15 protein-coding genes and 1 pseudogene are annotated in these 16,056 nt (G+C 72.1%); 9 read left to right on the top strand and 7 right to left on the bottom strand.

Annotated elements, in window-relative coordinates; all coding sequences use genetic code 11:
* The first annotated feature begins 428 nt into the window (after window positions 1-428).
* Window positions 429-2,009: an NAD(P)/FAD-dependent oxidoreductase gene (locus AB0F38_RS08125; RefSeq protein ID WP_361888464.1), complete on the top strand. Its 1,581-nt coding sequence runs from the start codon at window positions 429-431 to the stop codon at window positions 2,007-2,009.
* A gap of 53 nt (window positions 2,010-2,062) precedes the next feature.
* Here AB0F38_RS08125 and AB0F38_RS08120 read toward each other — a convergent pair whose 3' ends face one another.
* The 3 genes from AB0F38_RS08120 to AB0F38_RS08110 all read right to left on the bottom strand — a co-directional run bounded on the left by AB0F38_RS08120 (window position 2,063) and on the right by AB0F38_RS08110 (window position 3,958).
* On the bottom strand, window positions 2,063-2,221 hold the full coding sequence (locus tag AB0F38_RS08120) for a hypothetical protein (protein WP_361888461.1): 159 nt from the start codon (window positions 2,219-2,221) through the stop codon (window positions 2,063-2,065).
* A gap of 3 nt (window positions 2,222-2,224) precedes the next feature.
* A complete protein-coding gene (locus tag AB0F38_RS08115; RefSeq protein ID WP_361888459.1) occupies window positions 2,225-3,115 on the bottom strand; it encodes an SDR family oxidoreductase in 891 nt (296 codons plus the stop codon).
* Between the two features lie 204 nt (window positions 3,116-3,319).
* Entirely contained in the window at window positions 3,320-3,958 is a 639-nt protein-coding gene (locus tag AB0F38_RS08110; protein WP_361888456.1) for a DNA starvation/stationary phase protection protein, read from the bottom strand.
* 194 nt (window positions 3,959-4,152) lie between these two features.
* Here AB0F38_RS08110 and AB0F38_RS08105 point away from each other — a divergent pair.
* Window positions 4,153-4,467: pseudogene (locus AB0F38_RS08105) on the top strand (glutathione-dependent formaldehyde dehydrogenase); the annotation flags it as partial.
* Window positions 4,468-4,586: 119 nt separating this feature from the next.
* Here AB0F38_RS08105 and AB0F38_RS08100 read toward each other — a convergent pair.
* On the bottom strand, window positions 4,587-5,078 hold the full coding sequence (locus AB0F38_RS08100; RefSeq protein ID WP_361888453.1) for a pyridoxamine 5'-phosphate oxidase family protein: 492 nt from the start codon (window positions 5,076-5,078) through the stop codon (window positions 4,587-4,589).
* A 237-nt stretch (window positions 5,079-5,315) separates the two neighbouring features.
* Here AB0F38_RS08100 and AB0F38_RS08095 point away from each other — a divergent pair, with 237 nt between their 5' ends.
* Together AB0F38_RS08095 and AB0F38_RS08090 are read left to right on the top strand one after the other, a co-directional pair.
* Window positions 5,316-5,795 carry a hypothetical protein gene (locus tag AB0F38_RS08095; RefSeq protein WP_361888900.1) on the top strand — a complete coding sequence of 160 codons (480 nt, stop codon included), beginning with the start codon at window positions 5,316-5,318 and terminating at the stop codon, window positions 5,793-5,795.
* A 20-nt stretch (window positions 5,796-5,815) separates the two neighbouring features.
* Window positions 5,816-6,442 carry a vitamin K epoxide reductase family protein gene (locus AB0F38_RS08090; RefSeq protein WP_361888451.1) on the top strand — a complete coding sequence of 209 codons (627 nt, stop codon included), beginning with the start codon at window positions 5,816-5,818 and terminating at the stop codon, window positions 6,440-6,442.
* On the opposite strand, the gene AB0F38_RS08085 is transcribed toward AB0F38_RS08090, so the two are convergent.
* On the bottom strand, window positions 6,387-7,727 hold the full coding sequence (locus AB0F38_RS08085; protein WP_361888448.1) for a globin domain-containing protein: 1,341 nt from the start codon (window positions 7,725-7,727) through the stop codon (window positions 6,387-6,389). The two genes, AB0F38_RS08090 and AB0F38_RS08085, sit on opposite strands and share 56 nt — an antisense overlap.
* Window positions 7,728-8,066: 339 nt before the next feature.
* On the opposite strand from AB0F38_RS08085, the gene AB0F38_RS08080 reads away from it, so the two are divergent.
* Window positions 8,067-8,810 carry a response regulator transcription factor gene (locus AB0F38_RS08080; protein ID WP_361888445.1) on the top strand — a complete coding sequence of 248 codons (744 nt, stop codon included), beginning with the start codon at window positions 8,067-8,069 and terminating at the stop codon, window positions 8,808-8,810.
* A gap of 50 nt (window positions 8,811-8,860) precedes the next feature.
* Here AB0F38_RS08080 and AB0F38_RS08075 read toward each other — a convergent pair whose 3' ends face one another.
* Window positions 8,861-10,528, bottom strand: a complete 1,668-nt coding sequence (locus AB0F38_RS08075) for a GAF domain-containing protein (protein WP_361888443.1) — start codon at window positions 10,526-10,528, stop codon at window positions 8,861-8,863.
* 682 nt (window positions 10,529-11,210) lie between these two features.
* Between AB0F38_RS08075 and ctaD the strand changes: the two genes are divergently transcribed.
* The 4 genes from ctaD (at window position 11,211) to AB0F38_RS08055 (ending at window position 15,387) form a co-directional block, all read left to right on the top strand.
* Window positions 11,211-12,971 carry a cytochrome c oxidase subunit I gene (gene ctaD, locus AB0F38_RS08070; RefSeq protein ID WP_361888440.1) on the top strand — a complete coding sequence of 587 codons (1,761 nt, stop codon included), beginning with the start codon at window positions 11,211-11,213 and terminating at the stop codon, window positions 12,969-12,971.
* Between the two features lie 42 nt (window positions 12,972-13,013).
* Complete coding sequence (locus AB0F38_RS08065; RefSeq protein WP_361888437.1) at window positions 13,014-13,367, top strand: hypothetical protein; 354 nt, start codon at window positions 13,014-13,016, stop codon at window positions 13,365-13,367.
* Window positions 13,368-13,637: 270 nt separating this feature from the next.
* A complete protein-coding gene (locus tag AB0F38_RS08060) occupies window positions 13,638-14,183 on the top strand; it encodes a GNAT family N-acetyltransferase (protein ID WP_361888434.1) in 546 nt (181 codons plus the stop codon).
* A gap of 271 nt (window positions 14,184-14,454) precedes the next feature.
* Entirely contained in the window at window positions 14,455-15,387 is a 933-nt protein-coding gene (locus AB0F38_RS08055; protein ID WP_361888432.1) for a carbohydrate kinase, read from the top strand.
* Window positions 15,388-15,514: 127 nt separating this feature from the next.
* Here AB0F38_RS08055 and AB0F38_RS08050 read toward each other — a convergent pair whose 3' ends face one another.
* A complete protein-coding gene (locus AB0F38_RS08050) occupies window positions 15,515-15,955 on the bottom strand; it encodes a nuclear transport factor 2 family protein (protein WP_361888429.1) in 441 nt (146 codons plus the stop codon).
* Window positions 15,956-16,056 lie beyond the last annotated feature (101 nt).

Genomic DNA, 16,056 nt, shown 5'->3' with positions numbered 1-16,056 from the left:
GTAGCCGCCATGTGCCAGGAGGCCCGGATGGCGTCCCGAACCACGGACGATGCACGGATTCCCGGCGGCGGCCGGGGGGCCTGTACGCCGCGTACGGGAAGACCCGGGGCCGGGCGGACGATCGCGGGCCGATCCCGCGGAGGCCTGCCACAGTGAACAGGAGTGGACCGTTCCGGATGGCAGGAGGACCGATGGCTGTACGGCACCGATGGACCGAGCGTTCCGTGCGGGAAGTCCGGGCGGGCCTCGCGGACGGAACCACCGCTCTCGACGCGCTGATACAGCCACGCCATCGCAGCGTGCCCGCCCGATCCGCCGACGCCGTGGAACCAGGCCCGGAACGTGCGCGAACCGGCCTGACGACGGGCCGGAAAGCCGGCTGAGAGTACGCGGGAGCGACGGTCCGACGAGAACAGCGGGAGGTATCTATGCCGGACGCGGTGGTCATCGGCGCGGGACCCAACGGTCTCGTCGCGGCGAACCTGCTCGCCGCCGCAGGGTGGGACGTGGAGGTCCTGGAGGAGCAGCCGGAACCGGGCGGCGCGGTGCGCAGCGATCGGGGTGTCCACCCCGACTACGTGAGCGACCTCTTCAGCACCTTCTACCCACTGGCCGCAGCCTCCCCGGTCCTCGCGGACCTGGCGCTGCAGGAGGAAGGACTCGCCTGGAGCAGCGCCCCGCGTGTTCTGGCGCACCCGCTGCCGGACGGCCGGTGCGCGGTCCTCGAACGGGGGGCCGAGGGCACGGCCGCGGGCCTGGACGCGTTCGCACCGGGTGACGGCGCTGCCTGGCTCGACCTGTGCGCCACGTGGAACAGCCTCGGCCCCGACATCCTGCGCGCTCTGTTCACCCCCTTCCCCCCGGTGCGGTCCGCCGTCCGCCTCGCCGCCAGGCTGCGGGTGGCCGGAGGGCTCCGGCCGGCACGGTCCATGCTCCTGCCGGTCCGCCGGCTGGGTGAGGAGGAGTTCCGCGGTGAGGCGGGGCGGCTCCTGCTCGCGGGCAACGCGCTGCACGCGGACCTGGGCCCCGAGGCGGCGGGCAGCGGCGGCTTCGGATGGCTGATGTCCATGCTCGGACAGACCTACGGCTTTCCGGTGCCGGTCGGTGGGGCCGGCGCGCTGACGGCGGCCTTGGTGCGCCGTCTGGAGCGCCACGGTGGTGTCGTCCGCTGCGGCGAACGTGTGAGCGAGATCGTCGTACGCGGCGGCCGCGCCGTCGGCGTGCGCACGGCGGGGGGCGAGGCCGTACCGGCGGCCCGTGCCGTACTCGCCGACGTGTCCGCACCGGCGCTGTACGGCGAGTTGGTCGACGAACGGCACCTTCCGGACCGGCTGCTGATCGATCTTCGCCGGTTCCAGTGGGACTTCGCGACCTTCAAGGTCGACTGGGCGCTGAGCGGCCAGGTGCCCTGGACCGCCGGGGAGGCTGCCTCCGCGGGGACGGTCCACCTGGCCGACGGGGTCGACGGTCTCACCCGCTTCTCCGCCCAGATCGCGACGGGCCGGGTGCCCGACCGCCCCTTCCTCCTTTTCGGACAGATGACGACGGCCGACGCCACCCGCTCGCCGGCCGGTACCGAATCGGCCTGGGCCTACACCCACGTACCGCACCGGATCAAGGGGGACGCCGGTGAGGACGGGCTGACCGGGTGCTGGGACCGGCGTGAACAGGAAGCCATGGCGGACCGTATGGAGAACGAGGTCGAACGCTGGGCGCCGGGCTTCCGCTCCCGCATCACGGCCCGCCGCGTCCTCGCACCGCCCGTCCTCGAGTCCATGAACACCAACCTGCGCGGCGGTGCGATCAACGGCGGAACCGCGGCGGCACACCAGCAGCTGGTGTTCCGGCCGACGCCCGGCACCGGGCGGCCCGAGACACCGGTGAAGGGCCTGTATCTCGCCTCCGCCGCCGCTCACCCGGGTGGTGGCGTGCACGGCGCACCCGGGGCCAATGCCGCCCGCGCCGCGCTGCGCGGCCGGAACGCCCGCCGTTGCCGACCGGTTCGGTGACCGCCGGACCTTGCCGCCGGCCCGCGACCGGCAGGGTCCGCTCCCGGCAGGTCTCAGTCGAGCAGCCCCACGCGCTCCGCGAGCCGGCCGAGATGGTCGCCGTATCCGTCCCGGGCGCGTGCCGTCAGGCGCGCGGCGGCCACCAGCGCGTGGTCCTCACCCGTCGCCAGCGCGGGGAACCCTCCGCAGCGCAGGCAGGCGTCGGCGCGCACGCTTCAGCCGTCCACCCGTCCCCGGCCGCCGACATCGGCCCGGCCGCCCGCCCCCAGCAGCCCCGTCGCCGCGAACGAGGTCTCCCGCTGCAGCCTGGGGATCTCCCGGCGGGACAGCGCCGTCACCACCACCGGCATCGCGCCACGCACCACCTGCGTGGCCCGGAGCCACCCGGGTGCGTACACGGCCGCACTGCGGCGTTCGATCGCACGCACCATGCGCTCCGCCACGGTATCCACCGGGTAGACCTTCCTCGCGGGCCTGGGCATGTGCGCGCGCAGTTCCCGCAGAACGGGGTGCTCGTCCGCGTCGCGGATCATGTCGGTGTCGGTCCAGTTCAGATAGGCGATACCCACCCCCACGCGCTCATGGGCGAGTTCGGCGCGCAGCGAATGAGCGAAGGACTCCACGCCTGCCTTGGAGGCGCAGTAGGCGCTCATCATCGGTGCCGCTCCGATGGAAGCCAACGAGGCGACCTGCAGGAAGTAACCGCGTGTTTCCCGCAACTGGGGCAGGTAGGCACGTGCGCTGACCGCACTGCCGATCAGATTCACCTCGATCACGCGCCGCCAGCTCACCGGGTCGGACTCCGCGAACGGGCCGCCCTCGGCCACGCCCGCGTTCGCGACCACGACGGACGCCGGACCCAGTCGGTCCCGGACGTCGTCGGCCACCCGCCTCATCCCGGCGTCGTCGGTGACATCGACGTCCCACCACAGGGCGCGGCCGGGAAGCGTTTCGCCCACCTCGGCCAGTGTCGCTTCCTCCCGGCCGAGCAGGGCCACCGCCGCCCCACGGTGAGCCAGTCTCCGCGCCACGGCCGCACCGATACCCCGCGCGGCGCCGGTCACCACGGCGACGCGGCCGTGCAGAGGACTGGCTGCGCCGGTCATATCGACCTCCTCGACGGGCTGTGGCCGCAGTGGCGCTGCGCACCCCTGGGCCGGCAAGCGGTTCCTTCACCATAGGCATGTCCGTCGGAGGGCTGCCGCCCGGGAGGAGCACATCGGGTACGTCGCGGCGCCACCGTCGTCCGGGCGTGTTCGCCCGCGACGCGGCACCCTCGCGCGCGTCGACCGCCGACCCGTCGATTCACGTCAGCGGGTGCGTTTGCCGGTGGCGGCCTTCTTGGCCGTGCGCTTGGTGCCGGCGGTCTTCCTCGCGGGGGTCGTGCGCGGCGGCCCGGCTGCCGCGGCGGCCTGCTGCTCGCCGGTGGCGGCTGCCGTGGTCAGAGCCCCGGCACTGTTCTCCAGATGGGCGCGGACGAACCACTGGAACTGTTCCAGGCACCGCAGGTGCTCGATGAGCAGGTCCTCGGTGACCGGGTCGACGGAACCCGCTTCCGCGGCGGCTTTCCGGTGGTCCGTGATGATGCCGGTGTAGACGAGGTCGAGTGCGCCGAGGTGGGCGATCGCGTCGGCCCTGCCCACGCTGTAGTCGTCCCACGTCCGCTCGGCGACCAGTACACCCGCGGTGCCCTGCGGCACACCGCCCAGGGCCGAGATGCGCTCCGCGGTGCCGTCCGCCATGCCACGGACTGCCAGGGTCTGCGGATCGAGCATTTCGTGGACGGCGATGAAGTGGGGGCCGGTCACGTTCCAGTGGATGTGCTTCAGGGCGAGCGCCAGGTCGTTGAGGGCGTGCAGGCGCATCCCCAGCAAGTCGATCAGCCGGCCGCCTTCCTTGGTGCTGAGGCCGGGAACGGTGTAGCGAGGGATGGGACTCTGAGGCGACATGATGCTCCTGCGACGAGGTGACGGTGTACGGCGGACATCTCCCCCGTGGACACCGCGAGTCACGCGTGCGCGGCCCCGACACCACTTGACCGGCCCTGTCCGGCAGGTGCCCTCGTCGCAACCCGGTCACCGTGTCCGGGGCGGTCCCTCACCGGATGCCCCTCGTGCGCCGGACACATACGCTAGTGGGAACAGACCGTCTCGCGGCGCTCCACACGGCGATCGATCTGGTGCGCAGGGGCGGCACGATCTCCGTCTCCGGCGTGTACGGCGGCTCGGTCGACCCGATGCCCCTGCTCACTCTGTTCGACAAGCAGATCCAGCTGCGCATGGGCCAGGCCAATGTCAGGCGCTGGGTCGACGATCTGCTGCCGCTGCTGAACGAGGACGACCCGCTGGGCGTGGACGCCTTCGCCACGCACCACCTGCCGCTCGAACAAGGGCCCGGGGCGTACGAGACGTTCCGGAAGAAGGCGGACGGCATGATCAAGACCCTGCTCGTCCCCTGACGAGCCCGCTCGCCGCCGGACGCGACGGCGAGCGGCACCCGGTGCCCCGCCGGCCTGCGGATCCACGGCCCCGGGCTCCGCCTTCCCGCGCCGCGCGCGGCGGTCCGTCCGAGCCGCGGTCACGCACCTCGGGCGGTGAGCCGGATCCCGGTGACCAGGTCGGGGCTGATGCGTACCGCGGCCCCCATCGGCCGGTCCGGCCACGGTCCGATCAGCCGTTCGTACCGCAGCAGGGCCTCCGGGTCGGTGACGGGACGGCAGTACCCCGTGGCCACCACGCTCCAGCCCAGGTGGGTCAGCCGGTCGATGTCGTCGACCTGGTAGGCGACCACGAACCCACGGTCTGCGTGCTGTCGGGCCTGGTGGAAGAGTTCCGAGTCCCGGTGGGTCCTGATGACGATCTGTCCGCCGTCGAGCAGGTGGTTCACCGGCCGGATCGCGGGCAGCGCGCGCCGGGTGAAGACGATCCTCCCGAGTGGCGCACCCTGAAGCAGCGCCATCGACTCGTCGACCGTCAGCTCGACCGTCCGCCGCGGCACACGCGGACCCGGTTGACCGGATCCCGCCGGCTCCGCGGATGTCCGGTGCCACTGATGCCGTACGTGGCGCATGGTGCGGCCTCATCTCCTGGTCTCCTCGCCTGCCGCTCGAGTACATCGCGCGTTCGCGGCGTGGCGACAGGGCCGAACGGCCCGGGGCCGAACGGCCCTGTTGGGGACGGGCCCTGCCCGGATTCACTGCGGGTATCGCACGCTGCGGACCGGCCCGACGGCGGTACCGGGGCCGCCCGCGAGGTGCGAGGCGTTTCGCCGGGTGGGCGGATCGAGGACGTGCGGAAGGGGAACACGGTGATCGCGGTCGTCGGGCACAGGGATCTCAGCGGCAGGACCCTGGAACTGGTGGAGGCCGAGCTGAGAGCGCGGCTGGAACGTCTGGCGGAAGGCGCGGCCGCACTCGTGCGCGCGGGATCCGGCCTGCCCCTGGTGTTCGGGCGAGCCGCCCGGGAGGCCGGCCGGAAGCTGACCGTCCTGCTGCCGGCCCAGGGCGTGGTACCCGCCGTCCTGCCCGAACCGGACCGCAGGGCCGCAGGTGAACTGCTGGTCCTGGCCGAGCACGTACGGCTCCTGGCCTTCGACCCGGCCGACCGCGACGCCTGCGTCGGTGCCGACGAGAGCCTGGTCAAGGAGAGCCGGACCGTGTTCGCCGTGTGGGACGCTTCGCTCTCGAACGGGCGGGACGCCACCGCCCACCTGGTCGCTTTCGCCCGTACGCGCGGGATCCAGGTGGAGATCGTCTGGCCGGAAGGCTCCGTACGGGGGAGGGCGTGACGGCGGTGCGGCGAGCGCCGGTGGGGACAGGGGGCCGAGAAGCGGGCGGCGCCGACTCCCTCACGTGTGTCGGGGCACGCAGGAGCTTCGGCCTGTTGCTCGTGATCACGGCAGCGCTCGGCCTGCTGGGTTCCTTCATGATCACCGTGGACAAGTTCGAACTGCTCGCCGACCCCGGCTTCGTCCCCGCCTGCTCCCTCAACCCCGTGCTGTCGTGCACGGATGTGATGCGCAGTGAGCAGGCGTCGGTGTTCGGCTTCCCCAACCCGCTCATCGGCCTGATCGCCTTCGGAGTCGTGCTCGGGGCCGGTGCGGGCCTGCTGGCGGGAGCGCGCTACAGGCCCTGGTACTGGCGGGGGCTGAACCTCGGCACGCTGGCCGGTGCCGTCTTCTGCATGTGGCTGATGACGCAGGCGCTGTACGAGATAGGCGCGTTGTGCCTGTGGTGCGTGCTCGTGTGGGTGGCCACCGTCTTCATGTTCTGGCACACCACCCTGCACAATCTGCGCCACGGAGTGCTCCGGGCCCCGCGGGCCCTGGTGGCGGCCGCGCTGGAGTTCCCGCTGGTGGTGCCGGTGACCTGGTGCCTGGTCATCGCCATGCTGATACTGATCCGGTTCCTGTCGTACTGGCAGACGCTCCTGTGACGTCCACGACCTCGGAGGTGTCCCGGTGAACCTGTGCCGCGGGCACCCCGGCGTCGGCCAGTCCGGCAGCCACGGTCCGCGCCGGCTCGGCCGCCGACGCCTCGGGGGCCAGCGCCAGGAAGGCGTGCGGGGCTTCGGAGGGTCCCGGCCGCGCCGCGAGCACCTCGTTCAGAACCCGCAGCGCGCCTCCAGCGGCGTGCACCGCCGGATGGGTCGGCAGGACCGTCAGCCACGGCCGTCCTCGCTGGAACGCCTCCAGGTACGCCGTGTCGTACATGCCCGCGGCCGGCCGGAACTCCTCCGGTGTGCCGGTCTCCAGCAGCAGCCGCACCTGGGGCCTGGGGGAGGGGGCGGCATCGATCTCCTGGAGCAGCGCCTTCATCGGGGCCCAGCCCGTACCGGAGGCGATCAGCAGGATGCCGGAGGACAGCGCCTCGTCGGACAGCGTCAGCATGCCGCGGGGATTGCCGAGCCGCAGGGTGTCGCCCGCCCGCGTCCCGTGCACCAGCGCGTCACTCACCCCTCCGGCACGGCCGGCCCGCACATGGAATTCGAGTTCGTCGTCCTGGAGCGGGGCCCGCGCCAGGTAGTACGGGCGCCAGGCCTGCTCCCGCAACGGCGTCTCCACCGAGGCGTACTGCCCGGCTCGGAAGGGGTAGGGCTGGTGCGGCCGCACACGCAGGACGGCGAGACCGGGGGCGCGGATCTCGTGGGCCGTCACCGTGGCCTCCCAACTGGAGGGCTCGGCGATCGCGTCGTCCTCGCCCCGGACCATCGAGGAGACGGCCAGCCGCAGCATCCGCAGCCAGGCGTCCTCCAGCGGCACGGTCCACCGGGCCCCCGCGCGTGCGCGCAGCGCCTCGACGAGCGCTCCCTCGAACGCGGCGAAATGCGCCGGGCGCACTCCGAGCTTCCGGTGGTCGCGCCCCAACTGCGCGAAGCGCTCGGCCACCGCGTCCACACGGTGCAGATTGCCGATCAGATACCGGAAGGCGGACGCCAGGTGCGCCTGCTGGAACGCCATCGACTCGGGAAACAGCGACCGCAGGTACGGGTGCCGGTCGAACAGCGCCAGGTACAGGTCCGCGATCAGCTCCTCCAGCGGGCCCACCAACGGCAGGAACTCACCGATGAGCGACTGGTCGGCCGCACCGTCGTACGTATGCGGTGCGGCGGGGCGTGCGGCCCTGTTGGTGCTTCCCTCCGGGGCCAGGATGCGCCGTCGCAGCCGCATCGCGTCATGCCGCGCGAGCAGTGCGTGATAGTCCTCGCTCGGTGTGTTCATGGGCAGGTGACTCCTCGGGACGGCACGGCGGGGTTGCGGGTCGTTCCCCGGCGGACGTACGACGGCCACGGAATCCCGCGGCACGGTCGCCTCGTCCGACGGCCGGGGGGCTACGGGACGGGCCTCGACCGCACGAGGGCGTCCGTGGACCACGGACGTGGGAGGTGCGGGCCGCGTCAGTATGGCACCGCGTTCCTCCTGCTGACCGGCCCTGGTCACAGGGCCTTTCGGCCCCTTGCGGAAGATGGCTGGACGTGCCCTGGCACCCTGCCGCGGCCCCCTTCGCGAGCGACCGCATACTGGTGCCGTCCGCCCCGATTCCCGACCGATCGAGCATCTGTGAACGACGATTCCTCGCAGTCCCCGACGAGCACGCACCCGTCACAGCCCGCCTCCCCGGTGCGTGTCTTCATCCTCGACGACCACGAGGTCGTACGACGCGGCGTACGCGATCTGCTGGAGGCCGACGGCGGCATCGACGTCGTCGGTGAGGCCGCCGACGCCCGGGAGGCGCTCGCCCGTGTCCCGGCCGCACGGCCGCAGGTCGCCGTGCTGGACGTACGGCTCGGCGAGGACACGGGCGGCGACCACGCCGGTATCGAGGTGTGCCGGGAACTGCGCGCCCGGATGCCCGAACTGGCCTGCCTGATGCTGACCTCGTTCGACGACGACGAGGCGCTGTTCGACGCCATCATGGCCGGAGCCGCGGGCTATGTGCTGAAGCAGATCAACGGGGCCGATCTCGTCGCCGCCGTGCACACGGTGGCGTCCGGCACGTCCATGCTGGACCCGCGTACGACCGCCCGGGTGATGGCGAGACTCCGAGGCCCCCGGAATCCGCCCGCCGCCGAGTCCTCGGAGCTGGACAGGCTCACCCCCAGGGAGCGTCAGATCCTGGATCTCATCGGTGAAGGGCTGACCAACCGGGAGATCGCCGAGCGTCTCTTCCTGGCCGAGAAGACCGTCAAGAACCGCATCTCCGGGATCCTCGCCAAACTGGGCGTCGGCCGCCGCATCCAGGCCGCGATGCTCGCCGGCCGGATCCGGGAACGGCAGGGGCAGTTCCCGGGCCAGGGACGCTGACCGCGCCGGCCGCGGGGCGGACGGGTCACGCGCGGACCGGCCCGGCGGTTTCAGTCGAGCGGGGCGCGCCAGGTGATCCGGGTGCCTCCGCCGGCGGACTCCTCGACGGTCAGAGTGCCGCCGCACAACTCGGCCCGCTCACGCATGTTGGCCAGACCTCCGCCGCGCTGGGCCCTCCGCCCGCCCGTATGGGTGCCCGTGCCCGGCCCGATGCCGTCGTCCGTAACCGTCAGAGTCACCGCGTCGTCGGCGCGGAGCGCGATGTCGATACGGCTCGCACCGGCGTGGCGGGACGCGTTGGACACCGCCTCGGCGGCGACCGCCGCGACGTGCTCCGCCAGGTCGTCCGGGACCACGGAGTCCACCGGCCCGTCTATGCGTACGGAGGGCCGGAAGCCGAGCGCACGGGCCGTCGTCCGGGCCGTTTCCGCGATCCGGTGCCGCAGCCCCCCGTGGCTCGAGCCGTCCGTGCGCAGATCGAAGATGGTCGACCGGACGATCCGTATCGTCGTGTCCAGGTCGTCGACCGCGCGCCTGACCCGTTCGGCCGCCTCCGGGCGGTCCGCGATGGCCCGGGTGGTGCTCTGCAGCGTCATTCCGGTCGCGAACAGGCGCTGGATCGCCAGGTCGTGCAGATCGCGGGCGATCCGGTCCCGGTCGTGCATGATTGCGAGCTCCTCGGACTTCGCCTGCCCGCGCGCCAGTTCCAGGGCGATGGCGGCCTGATCGGCGAAGCCGGAGACGAGTGAGACCTCGGTGTCGTCGAACGAGGGACGGCCCGCCGGGCGCCCCAGCCGCAACGCGCCCATGGCTCCGGTGCCCACCCGCAGCGGCACGGCGACCACCGGCCCCAGGCCCTCCTCGGCACCGTCGCCGAGCGGGTGCGCCCGGGGATCCGTGCGGACGTCGGCGCAGTGCACCGGCGTTCCCGTACGGGCGGCGAGACCGGCCAGCGACCCCAGCGCCGGGACGGACAAACCCCGTACCCGGTCGGCGTCCCGGCCGTGCGCGACGGCGACGGTGAGGCGGGCGAGTTCTGCCGGGGCCTTCGCGACGTCCGACAGGGGGAGGGCGTCCGGAAGCGACGGCGGCAGCAGGACGGCGGCCCGGTCGGCGCCCGCGACCTCCATCGCCCGCTCGGCGACCAGGTGCAGCACCTCGTCGGCGTCCGTCCCCGAGAGCAGGGCGCGGGTGATCTCGCCCAGCGCCTCCAGCCGTTGTTCCCGCCGACGGCTCTCCTCGTACATCCGGGCGTTGTCGATGGCGACCCCCGCGGCGATCGACAGAGTGGTCAGGAGCGCCTCGTCGTCGGCGTCGAAGCCCTGTCCGCCGCGCTTCTCGGTGAGGTACAGATTGCCGAACACCTGGTCGCGCACCCGCACCGGGACACCGAGGAAGCTGTGCATCGGCGGATGGTGGGGCGGGAAGCCGTAGCTGTGCGGATGGCTGCTCAGATCGGTGAGCCGCAGCGGTTCCGGGTGGTGGATCAGCTCACCGAGGATGCCCCGCCCGCACGGTGTCTGCCCGATCCCGGCGGTCAGCTCGTCCGACATGCCGACCGTCAGGAACTCCAGCAGCGTCTGATCGTCGCCGACGATGCCGAGCGCCCCGTACTCCGCGTCGGTCAGTGTCACCGCCGCTTCGACGATGCCGCGCAGCACCTCCGCCAGCTCCAGCCCGCGTCCCAGGCTCATCACGGCGTCCAGCAGGCCGCGCATGCGGTCCGGCCTGCTGGGCTGCGGCCAGCCTCCGGGACCCGCACCCGGGCCGGCGCCGGTGTCAGCGGCGGGGCATCGGGGTACCGCTGAATCCGGGGCGGGGGAGGGCGGCGGTTCCGGGCATGCAGCGTCTGTCATCGGGGCGCGCTCTCCGGGGCCGTGTGTCGTGGGGCCGGGTCGTCGCTCACCGGCTCACCGCGGGCTGGGACCGGCCCGCGGGCGGTCAGTTTACGGCAGTCTCCGGTATCGGTGCCCCGGCGGCCGGAGCCCGGCCGCGCCCCCTGCGCGTACACCTGCTGAGGTGCGCCGCGGGCCGGGGCACACGTGTCTCGCGCCGTGCGGGACCTGCCTCCGCGCCCGGCCCGATCCTCTCCGGACGGTCGTCGTCACCCGTCGCGCACCGGGGCGACTCAGGCCGAGGGCGTGCGCACCAGGGCCGGTCGGCCCTGCCCGGAGGTGCCTCCCAGCCCCTGTCGAGGGTGTCCCTCGGCCCCGTCCGGCGGTGCCCCTCGGCCCCTGGAGACCGTCGCGGACCGCGGCCAGCATGGTGCGGCCGGGAAGGTCGGCTCCGTCCCCCGCGTGATCGCGGACCTTCCCGGCCGCATCCCCGTCCGACGTTCCGCCCCGGGCGGACGGGCCGGGGTGCGGTCGGAGAACCGCACGAGTTGGAGGACACGGTCCGGTGGAAGCAACGGAATCGCAGGGCAGCAAGGCCGCTCCCGCACAAGGCCCCACGCCCTTCGGCAAAAGCCCCGGCGGCACGGAGCCGGCCGCCCTCCAGGGTCCGCGCCCCGGCCCCGGCACGGCGGCGCCGCGCGACCGTGGCTCCTCGCGTGGACGCCTCGTCGTCTCGTGGCTCACCACGACCGACCACAAGCAGATCGGCAGCCTCTATCTCGTCTCCGCCTTCGTCTTCTTCCTGATCGGCGGTGTGATGGCGCTCGCGATGCGCGCGGAACTCGCCCGGCCAGGTACGCAGATCCTGTCCAACGAGCAGTTCAACCAGGCGTTCACGATGCACGGTTCGGTGATGCTGCTGCTGTTCGCGATGCCCTTGTTCACCGGGTTCGCCAACTGGCTGATGCCGCTGCAGATCGGTGCGCCGGACGTGGCCTTTCCGCGTCTGAACATGCTGGCCTTCTGGCTGTTCCTCTTCGGCTCCCTGATCGCCGCGGGTGGATTCCTCACCCCGCAGGGGGCCGCCGACTTCGGATGGTTCGCCTACGCACCGCTGTCCGACGCCACGCATTCCCCGGGCGTCGGCGCCGACATGTGGATCATGGGAGTGGCGCTGTCCGGCTTCGGGTCCATACTCGGGGCGGTCAACTTCATCACCACCATCATCTGCATGCGTGCCCCCGGAATGACCATGTTCCGGATGCCGATCTTCACCTGGAACGTGCTGCTGACCGCGCTGCTCATCCTGCTGGTCTTCCCGGTCTTCGCCGCGGCGCTCCTCGCACTGGAGATGGACCGCACGTTCGGATCGCACATCTTCGACCCGGCCAACGGAGGTGCCCTGCTGTGGCAGCACCTCTTCTGGTTCTTCGGCCACCCCGAGGTCTACGTCCTCGCACTGCCCTTCTTCGGCATCGTCTCCGAGATCGTGCCGGTCTTCTCCCGGAAGCCGATGTTCGGCTACGTCGGCCTCATCGCGGCGACGATGTCCATCGCCGGCCTGTCCGTCACCGTCTGGGCCCACCACATGTACGTCACCGGAGGTGTGCTGCTGCCCTTCTTCGCCTTCATGACCTTCCTGATCGCCGTACCGACCGGCGTGAAGTTCTTCAACTGGATCGGCACGATGTGGAAGGGATCGCTGTCCTTCGAGACGCCGATGCTGTGGGCGACGGGATTCCTGGTCACCTTTCTCTTCGGTGGTCTGACCGGGGTCATCCTGGCGTCACCGCCGCTGGACTTCCACGTCTCCGACTCCTACTTCGTGGTCGCCCACTTCCACTACACACTCTTCGGAACCGTCGTCTACGCGATGTTCGCCGGATTCCACTTCTGGTGGCCCAAGTTCACCGGGAAGATGCTCGACGAACGCCTCGGGAAAATCACCTTCTGGGTGCTGACCGTCGGTTTCCACCTCACGTTCCTCGTGCAGCACTGGCTCGGGGCCGAAGGGATGCCCCGCCGTTACGCGGACTATCTCGCAGCCGACGGCTTCACCGCGCTCAACGCCGTCTCCACCATCGGCTCGTTCCTGCTGGGCCTGTCGTTCCTGCCCTTCTTCTACAACGTGTGGAAGACCGCCCAGTACGGGAAGAAGGTGGACGTGGACGACCCCTGGGGGTACGGCCGTTCGCTGGAGTGGGCCACCTCGTGTCCCCCTCCCCGGCACAACTTCACCTCGCTTCCGCGCATCCGCAGCGAGTCCCCGGCCTTCGACCTGCACCATCCGGAGATCGCCGCGCTCGACCACGCCACCCAGCACTGATCCGCCGTCCCCGAACGGCTGTCCCGAGGAGAGTGCCGTCCGATGTCCCACGCTGTTCTGGCACTGGGAGTCACCGTCGTCTGCCTGGCAGGCAATGTCTGGTACCTGCCCGCCTGCGTCGATCTGCGGGCGGGCCAGGACCGGCCGCACTCACGGCGGGCGGTGGCCGCCGCTGTGCTGGCCGGCTGGGGGTCCGCCGCCCTGACAGCGCTGCTCCTGCTGACGCCGGTCCCTCTCGCCACCGTCGTGGTGGTGGCGGGGGCAGGGGCTCTGGCCGTGGGATGGCTGGGGGTCCTGGCAGGGCTGCGACGACGGCGGGAGCGGCGCGAGATGGAGGCCTGTACGGGAGCGTTCGGTCCCACCCGGAACCCGCCACAGGGCCACGTCCGTTTCTGACGACCACCTGAGCGGGGCGAGCCCGTCAGCCGGGCGGAGAGCGAAGCCGTACGCGTGAGGGGAGACGGGGCGCCGATCGCGGCGACGCGCGCCCCATGGGCGTGGCGGGTGAAGGAGTCGGCCGGTGAGGTGTGGCGCGTTTGGTTACGCAGCGCACACCTCGCTAGTATTGATTATCGTTTTCATCTACGCGCCATGGTGGGGACGGGGCGTGTCCGCGTGCACTCCCACCGTCGTCGCGGGCGCGATCCTCTCGGCAGGAGATCCTGAGTGAACCAGCCGGTACCCCGTGGCTACGTGGTGCGTCACGCGACCGTCTCCGACCTCGACGGCGCACGACGTGTCATGCTCGACACCTTCTACCGGGAGTTCGGATACGGATACGTGCCCCCGTGGCACCGCGATGTGATGGACCTTCGCGGCACGTATCTCGACGACCCCCGGCATGCGCTCCTCGTCGCGGAGTGCGACGGCGAGGTGGTCGCCACGACCGGGGTCCGCTCCGGCGGCCCGGCCCATCCGCCGCACCCCCTCTGGCTGAGCGAGCGGTATTCCACGGGGACCACGGCGCAACTGGTGCGCGTGTACGTGGCCCCGGCGCACCGTCGCAGGGGGCTGGCCGGGGCGCTGGTGGAGGCGGCCACCGACTTCGTCGTGGGGACGCCCGGATTCGACAGGATCTACCTCCATACGAACGTCCATATCGAGGGCGCGGAAGCGTTCTGGAGAAGCCTGGCCAAGGAAGTGTTCGACGCCCGCCCCACAGGTGAGCACGGTCCCGGCGTCGGCACCGTGCATTTCGAGATCCCCGTGTGAGAGCAACCTCCTGGCGGACGGGCGCGGGGGAGTCCCGGACGCGCTGCTCAGCTGCCTCGCGAGCGGGGCGGAAGGAGCGAGCCACCCACCGGGGCGGCGCGCTCCTCGCGCTTCCAGGGCGGGAGCGGTGTCCCGCCGCCGTGCTGAGCGACTCCGCCGTCGACGTGACGGACACTCGTCGGGTACACGGCGGGATCGGACTCCATGCCTACCGAGGCCGCAGAGCCTGCCACGACACCCTCGTCACCGCACACCGGGAGGCCCCACCCCCATGCTCGACACACTCGACCTGCTGGTCATCGGTGAATGCGTCGCCGACATCGTCCGGCTGCCGGGTGCGGCCGATCAGGTCCACCCGGGCGGCAGCCCGGCCAATGTCGCCTACGGGCTGGCCAGGCTCGGGCGGAGGGCGACCCTGCTCACCCAGCTCGGCCCGGACGACAACGGGCGGCTGATCAGGGACCATCTGGCAGCCGCCGGGGTGGAGGTCCGCACCGACGGGGCCAACGCACCCACACCCCTGGCCGCCGTCACCCTGGACGACGCCGGCCAGGCCGCGTACACCTTCGAGATCACCTGGACGCTGGCCCCTGGGACGCCTGAACGGCAGCCGCACCACGTCCACATCGGCTCCGTCGCCGCGGTGATGGAGCCCGGCGCCGCGTCCGTCCTGGCCGGCGTCGAGGCGCTGCGGGCCTCCGTGACCGTCAGCTACGACCCCAATGTGCGCCCGGCACTTATGGGCGACCACGCCGAGGCCGTACGCAGGGTCGAGCGCTGTGTCGCGCTGAGCGATGTCGTCAAGGCCAGCGACGAGGACCTGGCGTGGCTGTGTCCGGGGGAGGCCGCGGAGCAGGTCGCGGAGCGGTGGCTCGCCACCGGCCCGGCCGTCGTCCTCCTCACCCGAGGGGGAGACGGGGCCCTGGCCGTCCTCCCCGGCGGGCAGGTGACGGTCGACGCGCTGCGCACGGAGGTCGTGGACACGGTCGGCGCGGGCGACGCGTTCATGTCGGGCGCCCTGCACGCCCTCGCCCTGCACGGACTGCTCGGCCCCGACGGCCGTCAGCGCCTGCGCGCCCTGGACCGGGGCACCGTCACCGATGTGCTGCGCCACGCGGTGGCCAGCGCCGCCGTGACCGTCGCGCGAGCCGGAGCCAACCCGCCCGACGGGACGGAGCTGGAGGCCGCGCTCGCCCGGTCCTGAGCGGGGTCGCTGATTCGCGCCTTCTCCCGGTGGTCGTGCCGGTGACCGCCGACCAGCCGTTCCGGGCGGGCCGGCTCTCCGGTCTCTGCGCCGGTACGCGCCGGCGCGCTCGCTCCCGTGTGCGCCGTCACGCGGTGCAGGCTTCGGCGATCGACAGGCTGTTCTCGTAGAGGTGGTGCCGGGTGATCCGGCCGTCCTCGACGGTGAGGTGCAGGGCGAACGGACCCTCGAAGGACTTGCCCGTCGCGCGTACGGTCCCCGACACGTGCCCCATCAGGACCGCATCGGTGCCGTCGACGAGGAAGGTGTCGACGGAGGCCCGCGCCTCCTCGGGCACGCAGTGCTCCATCAGCTCCGTGAACTGGGCGGCGCAGTCGGCGCCGGTGGACCGCGGGCGGATCCACGGGACGGCGGGGTTCTCGGCGAGCAGCCAGTCGACCTCGTCGGCGAAGAGCGTGACGAGCCGCTGGGTGTCCCCGGCCAGCCGGGCGGCGAGGAACTCCCGCACCACGGCCCGGGTGGCCTCGGCGACGGAACCTGCGATGGAGTCGGTGGGTGTGACGGACATGGCGCTCTCCTGGAGGCTGTGGCCGGATCCCGGCGGGGGTTCCCGTCGATGTGCTCGATCCTGCCCGGGAAGGGGAGAGGGGGCGATTACCCCCGGGGTAA

This window comes from Streptomyces sp. NPDC025273, from assembly GCF_040638585.1.
Classification (GTDB): Bacteria; Actinomycetota; Actinomycetes; order Streptomycetales; family Streptomycetaceae; genus Streptomyces; species Streptomyces cinereorectus.
This window is presented reverse-complemented; position numbering and strand designations above follow the sequence as displayed.